This window comes from Streptomyces yangpuensis, from assembly GCF_024666385.1.
GTDB classification, from domain to species: domain Bacteria; phylum Actinomycetota; class Actinomycetes; order Streptomycetales; family Streptomycetaceae; genus Streptomyces; species Streptomyces yangpuensis.
In genome coordinates this window covers 1,952,043-1,964,199 of sequence record NZ_CP102514.1, presented here as the reverse complement: position 1 = coordinate 1,964,199, position 12,157 = coordinate 1,952,043, and the positions used below count along the sequence as shown (strand labels likewise).

13 protein-coding genes are annotated in these 12,157 nt (G+C 73.1%); 6 read left to right on the top strand and 7 right to left on the bottom strand.

What is annotated here, in order from left to right:
* Window positions 1-21 precede the first annotated feature (21 nt).
* Complete coding sequence (locus tag NRK68_RS09035; RefSeq protein WP_030028954.1) at window positions 22-225, top strand: cold-shock protein; 204 nt, start codon at window positions 22-24, stop codon at window positions 223-225.
* Between the two features lie 101 nt (window positions 226-326).
* A complete protein-coding gene (locus NRK68_RS09030; protein ID WP_183064961.1) occupies window positions 327-2,021 on the top strand; it encodes a DEAD/DEAH box helicase in 1,695 nt (564 codons plus the stop codon).
* A gap of 61 nt (window positions 2,022-2,082) precedes the next feature.
* Here NRK68_RS09030 and NRK68_RS09025 read toward each other — a convergent pair whose 3' ends face one another.
* The 5 genes from NRK68_RS09025 to NRK68_RS09005 all read right to left on the bottom strand — a co-directional run bounded on the left by NRK68_RS09025 (window position 2,083) and on the right by NRK68_RS09005 (window position 6,545).
* A complete protein-coding gene (locus NRK68_RS09025; RefSeq protein WP_257855548.1) occupies window positions 2,083-3,024 on the bottom strand; it encodes a tyrosine-protein phosphatase in 942 nt (313 codons plus the stop codon).
* Window positions 3,025-3,054: 30 nt separating this feature from the next.
* Window positions 3,055-4,146 carry an NAD(P)H-dependent flavin oxidoreductase gene (locus tag NRK68_RS09020; RefSeq protein WP_257855547.1) on the bottom strand — a complete coding sequence of 364 codons (1,092 nt, stop codon included), beginning with the start codon at window positions 4,144-4,146 and terminating at the stop codon, window positions 3,055-3,057.
* Between the two features lie 4 nt (window positions 4,147-4,150).
* On the bottom strand, window positions 4,151-4,849 hold the full coding sequence (locus NRK68_RS09015; protein WP_257857807.1) for a CoA-transferase subunit beta: 699 nt from the start codon (window positions 4,847-4,849) through the stop codon (window positions 4,151-4,153).
* A gap of 98 nt (window positions 4,850-4,947) precedes the next feature.
* A complete protein-coding gene (locus tag NRK68_RS09010; RefSeq protein ID WP_183064957.1) occupies window positions 4,948-5,799 on the bottom strand; it encodes a CoA transferase subunit A in 852 nt (283 codons plus the stop codon).
* Window positions 5,796-6,545, bottom strand: a complete 750-nt coding sequence (locus NRK68_RS09005) for an enoyl-CoA hydratase family protein (protein WP_257855546.1) — start codon at window positions 6,543-6,545, stop codon at window positions 5,796-5,798. Before NRK68_RS09005 ends, NRK68_RS09010 begins: the two co-directional genes overlap by 4 nt.
* Before the next feature lie 56 nt (window positions 6,546-6,601).
* Between NRK68_RS09005 and NRK68_RS09000 the strand changes: the two genes are divergently transcribed.
* Window positions 6,602-7,366, top strand: a complete 765-nt coding sequence (locus NRK68_RS09000) for an SDR family oxidoreductase (RefSeq protein WP_257855545.1) — start codon at window positions 6,602-6,604, stop codon at window positions 7,364-7,366.
* A 1-nt stretch (window position 7,367) separates the two neighbouring features.
* A complete protein-coding gene (locus tag NRK68_RS08995) occupies window positions 7,368-8,279 on the top strand; it encodes an SDR family oxidoreductase (RefSeq protein ID WP_183064954.1) in 912 nt (303 codons plus the stop codon).
* Window positions 8,280-8,509: 230 nt separating this feature from the next.
* Here NRK68_RS08995 and NRK68_RS08990 read toward each other — a convergent pair whose 3' ends face one another.
* Entirely contained in the window at window positions 8,510-9,187 is a 678-nt protein-coding gene (locus tag NRK68_RS08990) for an HAD family acid phosphatase (RefSeq protein ID WP_183064953.1), read from the bottom strand.
* Window positions 9,188-9,329: 142 nt separating this feature from the next.
* On the bottom strand, window positions 9,330-10,223 hold the full coding sequence (locus tag NRK68_RS08985; RefSeq protein WP_183064952.1) for a hypothetical protein: 894 nt from the start codon (window positions 10,221-10,223) through the stop codon (window positions 9,330-9,332).
* A gap of 172 nt (window positions 10,224-10,395) precedes the next feature.
* Here NRK68_RS08985 and NRK68_RS08980 point away from each other — a divergent pair, with 172 nt between their 5' ends.
* Together NRK68_RS08980 and NRK68_RS08975 are read left to right on the top strand one after the other, a co-directional pair.
* Window positions 10,396-11,148, top strand: coding sequence for a S1 family peptidase (locus NRK68_RS08980; RefSeq protein WP_030963933.1), 753 nt, complete (start codon window positions 10,396-10,398; stop codon window positions 11,146-11,148).
* Between the two features lie 644 nt (window positions 11,149-11,792).
* On the top strand, window positions 11,793-12,152 hold the full coding sequence (locus tag NRK68_RS08975; protein WP_183064950.1) for a chorismate mutase: 360 nt from the start codon (window positions 11,793-11,795) through the stop codon (window positions 12,150-12,152).
* Window positions 12,153-12,157 lie beyond the last annotated feature (5 nt).

The window sequence follows — 12,157 nt, the reverse complement described above, 5'->3', positions numbered from 1 at the left end:
CGCCTATTCAGGAGATTTAACATGGCACTTGGCACCGTGAAGTGGTTCAACTCGGAAAAGGGCTTCGGCTTCATCGAGCAGGACGGCGGCGGTCCGGACGTCTTCGCCCACTACTCGAACATCGCCACCCAGGGCTTCCGTGAGCTCACCGAGGGCCAGCGCGTGTCCTTCGACGTGACGCAGGGCCAGAAGGGCCCCCAGGCGGAGAACATCATCCCCGCCTAATTCCTTCAGCATGCCGGGGTCCGCACCGAGAGGTGCGGGCCCCGGCTTGTCTGCTGTCTCGACCTTTGTTTTACCTGCCGGTTTCAGGAGGGCTTTCTCGCATGACCAGCTCCAGCTCCGCACGACCCAGCCGCCGCCCCACCCGGGGACGAGGAGCGGCCCAGGGGCGTCCGAAGGCTGGCGCGGGACGTCAGAAGTCCGCCCCGCCCGCCCCCCGGCCGCAGGAATTCACCATGCCCGAGCCGGCCGTCCCCGCGCTGCCGCCGGTCGCCGCGTTCGAGGACATGGACATGCCCGAGGCGCTGCTGAAGACCCTCGCCGCCCAGGGCGTCACCGAACCCTTCCCCATCCAGGCCGCGACCCTGCCGAACTCCCTCGCCGGCCGCGACCTCCTCGGCCGCGGCCGCACCGGCTCCGGCAAGACCCTGGCCTTCGGCCTGGCGCTGCTGGCCCGTACCGCCGGCCGCCGCGCGCAGCCGAAGGCGCCGCTCGCGATGGTCCTCGTACCGACCCGCGAGCTCGCACAGCAGGTGACCGACTCGCTGAGCCCGTACGCCACGGCCGTCAACCTGCGCATCGCCACCGTCGTCGGCGGCATGTCGATCAACCGGCAGTCCGGCGCGCTGCGCCGCGGCGCCGAGGTGCTCGTCGCCACCCCCGGCCGTCTGAAGGACCTCATCGACCGCGGTGACGCGGACCTCTCGCAGGTGTCGATCACCGTCCTCGACGAGGCCGACCAGATGACCGACATGGGCTTCATGCCGCAGGTCACCGCGCTGCTCAAGCAGGTCGAGGAGGGCGGCCAGACCATGCTGTTCTCGGCGACCCTCGACAAGAACATCGACAAGCTCGTCAAGATGTTCCTGACCGACCCGGTCGGCCACTCCGTCGACCCCTCGGCCGGCGCGGTCACCACCATGGAGCACCACGTCCTGTACGTCATGGACGAGACCGACAAGAAGGCCGTGGCGACGCGCATAGCCGCCCGCGACGGCCGGGTGATCATGTTCGTGGACACCAAGCGCGGCGTGGACCGCATGGTCAAGAAGCTCCTGGCGGAGGGCGTGCGCGCCTCCGGCCTGCACGGCGGCCGCTCGCAGCCGCAGCGCAACCGCACCCTGGACTGGTTCAAGACGGGCGAGGTCACCGCGCTGATCGCCACCAACGTGGCGGCCCGCGGCATCCACATCGACGACCTCGACCTCGTCGTCAACGTGGACCCGCCGACCGACCACAAGGACTACCTGCACCGCGGCGGCCGTACCGCCCGCGCGGGTGAGTCCGGCAGCGTGGTCACGCTGGTGCTGCCCGACCAGAAGCGCGAGATGACGCGGCTGATGTCGGACGCCGGGATCTCCCCGCGCACCGCGCAGATCAAGTCCTCCGACGAGGAGCTGGCCCGGCTCACCGGCGCCAAGGAGCCCTCGGGTGTCCCGGTGGTGCTGGAGGTGCCGCAGCAGCCCGCGCCCAAGGCGCGCAGCGGCTCCGGTTCGGGCTCCGGCTCCCGCCGCCGCTCGGGCGGCCCGCGTACCGGCTCCGCCACGGGCGGCGCCCCGGCGGCCGGAGGCGGCCGCGGCCGTCGTTCCGGCGGCGGCTCCGGGCAGGCCCCGGCGGCCTCCGGCGCGGGCCAGGCCCGCCGCGGCGGCCAGGGCGGCCAGGGCGGTCAGGGCGGCTCGGCCGGCGGTTCCGCCGAGCGCGGCCGACGCGGTACGGGCGGCTCCGGCGGCGGTGCCGCGGCGGCCTCCGCGCGCAGCCGGGTCGGCACCGGCGGCCAGGGCCGCCGCCGCACGGTCTGACCGGAACCCCGCGGCGTACGACGACGGGCAGTGCTTCGCGCACTGCCCGTCGTCGTATCCGCTACCGGACCAGCTTGCTCTGCAGCTTCGCCAGCGTCTGCAGGTCCAGGCCGAGGCCCTGCGTCAGGTAGCCGTAGAAACTGCCGTAGTCGGCCTCCATCTGCGCCGTCGCCGAGTCCAGGTAGTCCTGGCGGACCTCCTGGAGCGGGATCAGCAGGTCCGGGTTCTGCATCCGGCCCGACTGCTTCAGACCCGCCCGCACCCTGGCGTCGTAGGCGGCACGGAAGGTGTTCGACGCCAGGTAGTCGCCCTCGGCGCTCTCCTCGGGCACGGCGAGGGCGCGCAGCAGTACGTAACTCACCCACCCGGTCCGGTCCTTGCCGGACGTGCAGTGGTACAGGACCGGCCCCTGCCGGCCGTCCGCGAGGTCCCGCAGCGTCGCCGCGAACTGCGCCCGGTTCTCGGGGCTCGTCACGAACGTGCGGTAGATGTCGCGCATGTAGGCCTCGGCGCGGCCGCCGCCGAGCATCCGCTCCTGGGTGACGGGGTCCCCGCTGCCGATCGCCGCGACGAGCGTCCCGTAGAGGCCGAGGTCGCTGACCGGGCGTGCGGTGGGGGAGAGCCCGGCGGGCAGCCGGTCGGCGCCGTCGTACTGGACCTCCATCGGGATGCGGAAGTCGATGACCTTCGTGAGGCCGAGACCGGAGACGGTGGTGACGTCGGCGTCGGTCAGCTTGCCCAGTGCGTCGGAGCGGTAGACGAGTCCCTGGCGGACCTGGCCGCCGGTCCAGGTGCGGTAGCCGCCGAGGTCGCGGACGTTGACGGCGCCCTGGAGGACGATCTGGCGGATCGGTTCAGCCTGCTGCTGGTGCCGGGAACCGACTGCGGCTCCGGGCGCCGCCGCCGCGTGCGCGGCGGTCGGCAGGGCGGCGGTCGGCAGGGCGGCGAGGGCGAAGGCGGCGACGGCCGCCGCGGCCCCGCTGCGGATTCTGACACGGCTCATGGGAGCGACTCCAGTGACGGAGAAGGGGGTTCACCCTGGTGGTGGCAGGGTGCCGGGCGCGTGCGCTCCGTGCGGCCCGTGGAGACGGTCCAGCACGGAGTGGGCCTCGGCCATGACGCGGGAGACGAGCTCCGCACAGGACGGAAGATCGTCGATCACCCCCGCGACCTGGCCCGATGCCATGACGCCGAGGTCCGTACGGCCCTCGACCATGGACGCCTTGAGGAGCATGGGAGTGTTCGCGGCCAGCAGGACCTGGCTCCAGGACAGGTCCTTGCCGTGTTTCATCGCCAGGCCGTCGCGGACCATCTGCGGCCAGCCCAGGCCGGACAGCTTCCGGAAGCCCGCCGCGTGCCGGACCGCCCGGACCAGCGCCCGGGCCCGCCCGGCCCGCTCCAGGGAATCGACCAGCTCCGTACGGAGCATCCGGTGCGGGAGCCCGTCGACGGCCGTGGTGACGGTGACGTCCCGGACCGTCGCCCGCAGGTACTCGGCCTTCACCGCGTCCGGGACGGTCGAGTCCGAGGTCAGCAGGAACCGCGTGCCCATCGCGATGCCCGCCGCCCCGTACGCCAGGGCCGCGACCAGCCCGCGGCCGTCGGCGAAGCCGCCCGCCGCGACCACCGGGATGTCCACGGCGTCCACGACCTGCGGCAGCAGCACGGTCGTGGCCACGTCACCGGTGTGGCCGCCGCCCTCGCCGCCCTGCACGATCACCGCGTCGGCGCCCCAGGCCGCCACCTTCTCGGCGTGCCGCCGGGCCCCGATCGACGGGATGACCACCACGCCCGCGTCCTTCAGCCGGGCGATCAGCTCCCGGGAGGGCGCGAGCGCGAAGGAGGCGACCTTCACCCCCTCGTCGATGATCAGCCGGACCCGCTCGGGCGCGTCCCCGGCGTCCGCGCGCAGGTTGACGCCGAAGGGGGTCCCCTCCGGGACGCGGGAGCGGACCTCGCGGACCGCCGACCGCAGCTGGTCCGTGGTCATCGTCGCCGAGGCCAGGATGCCCAGGGCGCCGGCGCGCGCCGCGGCCGACACCAGACGGGGCCCGGCGACCCAGCCCATGCCCGTCTGCACGAGGGGGTGCTCGACCCCGACCAGCTTCGTGAACGCCGTCTCCACCGGATCAGCCCCGCACTTCCCCGTCGCGCAGCCCCTTGGGATCGATGACCTCGCGGATCAGCCGCAGTTCGTGCGCGGTCGGCTCCCGCGTGTACGGGACCTCCTCGGGAAGCGCCAGCTCGAAGCCCGTCGCCGACCGGACCTCCTCGACGGTGACCCCCGGGTGCACGGAGGCCAGCCGCATCGTGTTCCCGGGGCCGGTGAAGTCGAGGACGCCGAGGTCGCTGACCACCCGGGGCAGCCGGTGGAAACGGGTCACCCCGGCCTCGGCGGCCCGGTCGTGGCCGACCCCGCTGACCATGTCGACACGCTCGACGAAGACCCGCGTCGAATGCCTGGGGATCCAGTAACTGACCGGATTGTTCACGGTGTTGACGGGTGCGCCGCGCACCCCGAGCAGCTGCCGGGCCGGCCGCTCCCAGTCCCCGATGCAGGAGATGTTCTGGTTGCCGAACCGGTCGATCTGGCTCGCGCCCATCATCACGTGCCGCCTGCCGCCGGTGACCATGGTCAGGTGCCGCCGGTACGGCAGCCAGCCCTCGGGCGTGCCGTCCAGCCCGACGAGCATGGCCTCGCCGTCCGTCAGCAGCAGGTCGGGGGAGAAGGTCCGCTTCGCCAGCCGCGCCCCGAAGGAGGGGATCAGGCCCATCGGGCTGGCGAGCACCTCGCCGTCGCCCCGCCAGGCCTCGGCGCACGCGATCACGCAGTACTCGGCACGGGTGGGGCCGGTGGGGGCGGTGGTGTCGCCGGTGCCGGTGCCGGTGCCGGTGTTTCCGGTGTCTCCGGTGGCGGTCGTCGGGGTCACTGCTGCTCCTCGTGCCAGGTCCGGACGGCCGACTGGTAGTCGTGCTCGGTCGCCCCGGACAGGAAGCGGGCCGAGAACTCGGGCCAGGGGGTGCTCGCGTAGAGCTTCTGGAAGGCCTCGTCGCGGCCGTGGTCGGGGGCGCAGGAGGTGAAGTGCGCGCCGTTCGGGGTCTCCACCACCCCGGTGACGGAGTGCCGGCTGATGAGGAGGGACTGCGGCGGGCCGGCCTTGGCGAGCTCGGCGGTCTCCACGAGCTGCTCGCAGGAGACGTAGGCGGCGTCGGCGGCCTCGCAGAACAGGTCGTCGAAGTACGGGTCCGGGCCCAGGTACTGGGCGTTGCCGAGGCGGTCGGCGCGGTTGAGGTGGACCAGAGCGGCGTCCATCCGCAGGGCGGGGACGGCGACGAGCTCCTCGCCGTCGCCGTAGGGCGAGGTCACCGTGCGCAGTTCCGGGTTGACCCGCATCACGTCCGAGCCCAGGCCGGCGCGGACGGGGAGGAAGGGCAGCCGGTTGGCGGCGGCGTGCAGACCCCACATGAACATGGCCTCGTCGTACTCGGTCAGGGCGAAGGCGGCACGTTCCCGGGCGGCCCGGAAGTGCGGCTCCAGGGCGATGGAGTCGAGGGTGGCGAAGGGGGCGACGAGCCGGCGGATACGGCCCGCGGCGGCCAGCAGGCCGACATCGGGACCGCCGTACGAGATCACCGTGAGATCGGTGATCTCGGACCGGAGCAGCGCTCTGACCAGGGCCATCGGCTTGCGCCGGGACCCCCAGCCGCCGATCCCGAGGGTCATCCCGCTGCGCAGCTGCCCGACCACCTCGTCGACGGTCATGGACTTGTCGCTCATGCGCGCTCTTCCTTCCCGAAGGTGTCGCGGACCCGGTCGGCGACCCCGCTGAGATTGGCCTCGAAGGTGAAGCCCTGCTCGAAGCGGTAGCTGCGGCGCACGTCCACGGGGTCGATGCCGTTGATGGCCGCCTTCGCCAGCCGGATCAGGTAGCCGTCCTTCTGCGCGATCTCGGCGGCCAGTTCCAGGGCGGCGCCGCGCAGCGCCCCGGGCGGGACCACCTGCCAGACCGAGCCGTGGGCGTGCAGTTCGGCGGCGGTCGCGGTGCGCGAGGTGTAGTAGAGGGCGCGCATCAGATGCTGGGGGACCAGCCGGGCCAGGTGGGTGGCGGCGCCCAGCGCGCCCCGGTCGAGCTCGGGCAGGCCGAAGACGGCGTCCTCGGAGGCGACGATCGCGTCGGCGTTGCCGGCCAGGCCGATCCCGCCGCCCAGGCAGAAGCCGTGCACGGCCGCGACGACGGGCACCTCGCACTCGTAGACAGCGGCGAACGCCTCGTAGCAGCCCCGGTTGGCGCCGATGAGGGCCGCGTGGCCGGTGTCGCGCTGCATCTCCTTGATGTCGACGCCCGCGTTGAAGCCGCGGCCCTCGGCGGCGAGGACCACGCACCGGACCTCGGGGTCGCGGCCCGCGCCCCGCAGGGCGTCGGCGAGGTCGTACCAGCCCCGCACGGGCAGCGCGTTGACGGGCGGGAAGTCGACCGTGACCAGTGCGACGCCCTTGTCCGGGCGGGAGGTGGAGACACCCATGAGAGGATCAGCTACCTTTCCACCAAACATTTGTTAGGTGAGGAAGGTAGCAGCCGATGGAGCTCGACGGGAGGGTTGTCGTCGTCACCGGCGGAACCAGGGGCGTCGGCGCCGGGATCGCCCGGTCGTTCCTCGCGGCCGGCGCGGAGGTCGCCGTGTGCGCCCGCAGGCCCCCGGACGAACCGGTCTCGGCGGACGGCCGCGAGGCGTCCTTCACCGCGCTCGACCTGCGCGACACCGGCGCCGTACGGGACTTCTTCGACACGGTCGCCGGCCGGTACGGACGGCTCGACTGCCTGGTCAACAACGCCGGCGGGACCCCGTACCGGCTGCTCGGCGAGGGCGACGCCGAACGCCACGCACGGGTCGTCGAGCTCAACCTGCTCGCCCCGATGACGGCCTCGCTGGCGGCCCGCCCCTGGCTCGGACGGACCCGCGGCTCGGTCGTGATGATCGGCAGCGTCAGCGGGACCCGCCCCTCACCGGGGACGGCGGCCTACGGGGCGGCCAAGGCCGGCCTGGAGAACCTCGCCCGGTCCATGGCCGTCGAATGGGCGCCCGAGGTACGGGTGAACTCGCTGATCCTCGGCATGGTGCGGACCGAACTCGCCCACCTGCACTACGGGGACGAGGCCGGGATCGAAGCGGTGGGGGCGACCGTCCCGCTGGGGCGGCTCGCCGAACCGGCCGACGTGGGGGACGCGGCGGTCTTCCTGGCCTCCGACCGGGCGCGGTACGTGAGCGGGGCGAGCCTGCTGGTGCACGGCGGCGGGGAGCGCCCGGCGTTCCTGGATGCGGCGACTGTCAACAAGGAGAGCTGAGATGGCGGGACTGTGCGAGGGCCGGGTCGTGATCGTGACGGGCGCGGGGCGGGGGCTGGGCAGGGCCCACGCCCTGGCCTTCGCCGCGGAAGGGGCGAAGGTCGTCGTCAACGACCTCGGCGTGGGCCTGGACGGGCTGCCCGGACCGGAGAGCCCGGCGGCGCGGGTGGTCCGCGAGATCGAGGCGCTCGGCGGCGAAGCCGTCGCGCACGGCGGGGACGTCGCGACCCCGCGGGGCGCGGACTCCCTGGTGGAGGCCGCCCTCGACGCCTACGGGCGCCTCGACACGCTGGTCAACAACGCCGGCTTCCTGCGCGACCGGATGCTGGTGAACCTGGACGAGGACGACTGGGACGCGGTCGTACGGGTCCACCTGAAGGGGCACTTCCTGCCCCTGCGGTCGGCGGCCGCATGGTGGCGTACGGAGGCGAAGGCGGGCCGCGCCGTGGCCGCCCGGGTGGTCAACACCTCCTCCGGGGCGGGGCTGCTGGGCTCCGTCGGACAGGGCAACTACAGCGCGGCCAAGGCGGGCATCCTCGGCCTGACCCTGGTCGCGGCGGCCGAGATGGGCCCGTACGGGGTCCAGGTCAACGCGATCGCCCCGGCAGCGCGGACCCGCATGACCGAACGGACCTTCGCGCAGACCATGGCCGCGCCCGAAGACGGCGGCTTCGACGCCATGGCCCCCGAGAACGTCTCACCGCTCGTGGTCTGGCTCGGCGCGGACGCCTCGGCCGGGGTCACCGGGCGGGTCTTCGAGACCGAGGGCGGCCGGATCACCGTGATGGAGGGCTGGCGGCCGGGCCCCACCGCCGACCACGGGGCCCGCCGGACCCCGGCGGAGGCGGGCGAAACGGCGGTCGAACTGCTGGCCGAGGCACGGGCCCCACTGCCGGTGTACGGGTCGCGCTAGGGGGTGTCCGGCGGCCCGGCGCCGGAGCCGCCCGCGGACGCCGGAAACGGAAGCGGGCCCGGCCCCCTGGCGAGGGGTCGGGTCCGAGTCTTCGTCGGTGCGTTGAGGTATGACTACCCGCTGGGTCCGCCCGCTGAACCGCAGTCAGGCCATCATGTTGTGCGGACGGCCTGTGCGCGGGTCGTGCGCACAGGCCGTGAACGAAGGGGAACCGGGTGGTTCCCCGTGCGTCAGGAGAGCTTGCCGTCGTAGTCCGGGAGCTTGACCGTCCGCTCCGCGTGACCGCCGACCAGGTCGGTCGGGCTGTTCCCGATGTTGGCGATGATCGTGTAGCCGCGCGCCTCGATCTCCGCGCGCTTGGCCGTCTTGTACTTGCTGACCTCCTCGAAGAGGTCGGGCAGATCGCGGACGTAGAGCCCCGACACCGGGTAGCCGACGGCCTTGAGGTTGTACTCGGTGAGGGAGTGGATGATCCCGGGGCGGGCCGTGACGAAGAAGACGGCGACGCCGCGCGCGTGGGCGTACTGGGTCAGCGCGCGGACCTTGGCGATCGCGGGGGTCGGGTAGGTCCAGAACCAGTGGAAGTCCGTCTCCAGCGAGGTGTTGTCGATGTCGAGGACGAGGGCGGGCTTCTCGCCTGCGGGCGAGTTCGCGATGCGCTGCTCGATGGCGGGGCGGGCCGCGTCGACGATGGCGGCCACCTCGCGCTGCCAGGTGGCGTAGTCGATGCCGAGTATCGCCGCGTTCCCGCCGGGCGCGGACGTGTTCGCCGCGGCGGCGACGCGTGCGGGTGCGGTGACGGGGGCGGCCTGGGCGGCGGTGGCCGGAACGAGCGTCAGGACGGCGGCCGCAGCGGCCACGCCGACGGCGGCGGTACGGGTCGTTCGGGTACGGCGGAAAGTGAGCATGTGGGGGCGCTCCTCGGACACGAATTGGCAGGGACGTGACCAGAGTTGGCGAGAACCGCACCCGTGTCTACTGGCCGGTAGGAAACTTTTCGCGACCGACCGGTGAATGATCAAGCCATATGCGTGCGGACCAGGACACCCGCTACGTGTCACAGTCCAGCACCGTGCCGCACAGGCCGCACCGCGCCCGCAGCCGTCCGCGCACCGGCACCCGCACCCGCTGCGCGCACACCGGGCACGGGAAGGCGACCCGCAGCCCCGGGCCGGAGGCCTCGGGCTCGAAGCGGTACGCCGCACCGGCCGGGGCGGCCCCGCCGCGCCGCGCCCTCGCGTACCGCCGCCGCGCCAGCGGGCCGGCCGCGGCGAGCGGCGCCCGGCGGTGGTCCCGGGCCGCCCGCGCGCTCCCGCGCACGTAGGCCTCGTACGCCTGTGGACTGGTGAACCAGGCGGACGGGTCCTCGCCGAACAGCGCGGCCCGCTTGGCCAGGACGTAGCCGAACTCCTCCGGCGTCAGGTAGCCGAACCTCTGGTGGGTGAGGGCGTCCTCCCGGTAGGCGTCCAGGAGCAGCCAGCCCGCCCCCAGGTAGGCGGCGGCGGTGTCGGTGAGGATCTCGTTCTCCGCCGGATCGGGGAAGGCCAGTTCCAGCCGGTGCAGCAGCACGTGGGCGATCTCGTGCGACAGCGCCGCCGCCAGGTCCCGCCGGTGGATGCGGAAACGGTCGCTGACCTCGATGAAGTACTCGGGACCCGCGGTCAGTTCCACCACGGCCGCCTCCTCCATCGGGCGGAACGCGACCACCGTGCGCACATCGGGCAGCCGCAGCGCGCGCACAACCGCCGAGGCCACCCGCTGCGCTCCCAGGTGCAGATCGTCGGAGGCGTCGAAGGCCGCGTCGGCGGGGGAGAGGCTCGTGGCGTAGGCGCGGACCCCGTCGGCCGACATGCGCCGGAACAGCGCGGTGATCGATGCGCGCACGGTCGCCAGGTGCGGAAATCCGTGCTCGATGGTCCCGCCCCGCCCGCCGTTCTTCGTCATCCGGTGCCCCTTTACCGCAATCCCTCCCGCTCCGGAGGGAGTTGGCCGAAACTGCCTTCTTGTTGGCCGCCATCCTCCTGATGTGTCATGGACCCGTCATTCCCCGATGACACGCACGGCCCAACCCCCCACGAAAGGCAGTGTGTTGACTGTGTCCAGCCTTGTGCGATTCATGAAGCGCACCCTCGCCGTCGGCGCCGTCGCCCTCGCGGCCGTCAGCCTCCAGCCCGGCACCGCCACCGCCGGCACCGCCCCCGTCGTGGGCGGCACCCGAGCCGCCCAGGGCGAATTCCCCTTCATGGTGCGCCTCTCCATGGGCTGCGGCGGCGCCCTCTACACCCAGCAGATCGTCCTCACCGCCGCCCACTGCGTCAGCGGCTCCGGCAACAACACCTCCATCACCGCCACCGCCGGAGTCGTCGACCTCAACAGCACCAGCGCCATCAAGGTCAAGTCCACCAAGGTCCTGCGCGCCCCCGGCTACAACGGCACCGGCAAGGACTGGGCCCTGATCAAGCTCGCCAAGCCCATCAACCTGCCCACCCTCAAGATCGCCGAGACCAAGGCCTACGACAACGGCACCTTCACCGTCGCCGGCTGGGGCGCCACCCGCGAAGGCGGCGGCCAGCAGCGCTACCTCATGAAGGCCACCGTCCCCTTCGTCTCCGACGCCGACTGCAACGCCGCCTACAGCGACCTCGTCCCCGGCGAGGAGATCTGCGCCGGCTACCTCGACCAGGGCGGCGTCGACACCTGCCAGGGCGACTCCGGCGGCCCCATGTTCCGCCGCGACAACGCCGGAGCCTGGATCCAGGTCGGCATCGTCAGCTGGGGCATCGGCTGCGCCCGCCCCGACTACCCGGGCGTCTACACCGAGGTCTCCACCTTCGCCGCCCAGATCAAGAGCGCCGCGGCGACCCTGTAGTCCCCCCACCGCCTCGTCCTTCCGGCCACCCGCGAACCGGCCGGAAGGACGAGGCGCACCCGCGTCCGCCCCCGTACCGTGGACCGACGTACCGCAAGACCGGCACACCGCCGCCCCGGCCCCGCCACACCCACCCGGCGGCCCGCCCCGCGGCCGCGGCCGCGGCCCGACCCTCCCCGACATCCGCATGCCGAAGCTCGACGGCCTCGACGTCACCCGCCGCCCGCCCGGAAGCAACCGGCCACGCACCGTCATCGTCACCACCTCCGACCCCGACGAAATACGTCCACGCAGCGCTCCACGGCGGAGCGTCCGGCTTCCTCCTCAAGGACGCCGGCCCGGCCACGCAGGTTGAGGCCGCAGGGCGACGGGCCGGCCGGTCCGTCTCGCAGCCCACCGGCCCGGAGGCCCGCACCACCGACAACGGCGGCCGACCCGCCCGCCTCTCCGGGAAAGCCCGCGGCGGCCACTGCCTCGCCGGCACCGCCGAACGCGCCCAGGCCCTCGGTGGCCTCCCCACCGCCGGCCCCCGCCCCGAAGGCGGCTGGGCCGTCACCGCCGTCCTCCCCCCCGTGACCCGGCCCCGTCTCACAGGCCGACTACCCCCGCGACCTGCGGGCCCGCGCCACGTATTCTCGACAACCATGAACATCAGCGACCTCGACAACGGCACGGGCGACGGCCAGGACGCCACCCCCGACGGCATCGACGACAACGTCACCGCCGAACTCGCCCGCCTGCGCGACAGCATCGACAACATCGACGCCGCCGTCGTCCACATGCTCGCCGAACGCTTCAAATGCACCCAGCAGGTCGGCCACCTCAAGGCACGCCACCAACTGCCCCCCGCCGACCCCGGCCGCGAGGCCAGCCAGATCGCCCGGCTCCGCCAGCTCGCCGAGAACGCCAAGCTCGACCCCGCCTTCGCCGAGAAGCTCCTCAACTTCATCATCGCCGAGGTCATCCGCCACCACGAGACGATCGCCGCCGGCGAAGAGCAGTAGCTCGG